Consider the following 1,570-nt stretch of genomic DNA (forward strand, 5'->3'; position numbering starts at 1 on the left):
GCCCAGGACCAGGGTCCTGGGCCGCGCCCGTACGGAAGATGCCGGGGCTCAGTGGCCCTGTTCGTCGCGGCGGCGCTGCCAGCGCTCCTCGATGCGCCCCATCATGGACCGGCGCTGACGAGACTGGCGGCGGGTTGGGGCAGAACCGCCGGAGGCTCCGGCGCCGGCACCCTGCTCTCCCGGTTTCGGCGCTTTGCGCCATCCCGTGACCGCGAGCACCGCGCACCCCAGCATGACGAGGAAGCCCACCACGCTGATCCAGATCTGCTGGGCGACCATTCCGGCCATGAGGAGCGCGATACCCACCAGAAAACCCGCGACCGCCTGGTAGACCCGTCGCCGGGTGTACGTGCGCAGGCCGCTGCCCTCAAGCGCTGTCGCGAATTTGGGATCTTCGGCGTACAGCGCTCGCTCCATCTGCTCGAGCATGCGCTGCTCGTGCTCCGAGAGCGGCACGGAGTCCTCCTACTCGTCGGTCGCGGGGGGCGACCGGGGTGCGACCCTTTCAGGATAGGCAGGGAATCGCCCCCGTGATACCCGCCCCTCTGCGCCAATTACCCACCGTTGCCGGTGTGACAATCGAAGCTGTCGGAACGTGCATTCCCCACCCGCCGATCCGCCATGCCGGACGGTGTACCCCGATCATACGGGGCGAAGCGGCTGATCGGGTGGCCTGCGACGGATGGGGTGCGGTCAGCCTCGCTCGGCGAGTACGTGCAGCTGGGTGGCGACGGAGTGGAAGGCGGGGAGCTCGGCGACCGCCGCTTCGAGCCGCAGCAGGGCATCCATCGCGCCGGGCTCGGTGTCGACGAGCACGCCGGGCACCAGGTCGGCGAAGACGCGCACGCCGTGTATCGCGCTGACGTCCAGACCGGCCTCGCCGATCAGCTGGGAGAGCGTCTCGGCGGTGAAGCGGTGCGGCACGGGGTCCCCGTCGCCCCAGCGTCCGGCGGGGTCGGTGAGCGCCTGCCGGGCCTCGGTGAAGTGGCCGGCGAGGGCGCGGGCGAGCACGGCGCCGCCCAGCCCGGCGGCGAGCAGGCTGAGGGTGCCGGCGGGGCGGAGGGCGTCGACGACATTGCGCAGGTCCTCGGCGGGGTCGTCCACGTACTCCAGGACGCCGTGGCACAGGACCGCGTCGTAGCCGCCGCGCTCGACGACGTCGAAGAGGCCGTGGACATCTCCCTGGACGCCGCGCACGCGATCGGCGACCCCGGCCTCGGCGGCCCGGCGCTCCAGCGCGAAGAGCGCGTTGGGGCTGGGGTCGACGACGGTGACGCGGTGGCCGAGCCGGGCGACCGGCACGGCGAAGTTGCCGGTGCCGCCGCCGGTGTCCAGCACGTCGAGGACGCCCGCCGCGCCGCTCCCGGCGGTCTTGCCCCTGCGGTCCAGGGCGTCTTCGAGTACGTCCCAGACCACGGCGGTGCGGAGGGACGCGCGGGGGCGCTGCGGGTCTGACACGTCGGGTGGCTCCTCGGCGCGGTGTCGCCCCCCCCCAGGGGGCCGGCTGCGGTAGGGCGGGTATAAGTAAGGGGCGATGGCGGTGGTGGGCGGGGGCCCCCCGCGAATGGCG

2 protein-coding genes are annotated in these 1,570 nt (G+C 73.1%); both read right to left on the reverse strand.

Features of this window, described 5'->3' with window-relative positions:
- Positions 1-48: 48 nt before the first annotated feature.
- On the reverse strand, positions 49-456 hold the full coding sequence (locus ACFU99_RS43155; RefSeq protein ID WP_384404130.1) for a DUF3040 domain-containing protein: 408 nt from the start codon (positions 454-456) through the stop codon (positions 49-51).
- Between the two features lie 237 nt (positions 457-693).
- The gene (locus ACFU99_RS43160; RefSeq protein ID WP_384404133.1) at positions 694-1,458 is read right to left on the reverse strand and encodes a methyltransferase; all 765 of its coding nucleotides are present in this window, start codon (positions 1,456-1,458) and stop codon (positions 694-696) included.
- Positions 1,459-1,570: the final 112 nt, after the last annotated feature.

The organism is Streptomyces sp. NPDC057654 (genome assembly GCF_042800135.1).
GTDB lineage: Bacteria > Actinomycetota > Actinomycetes > Streptomycetales > Streptomycetaceae > Streptomyces.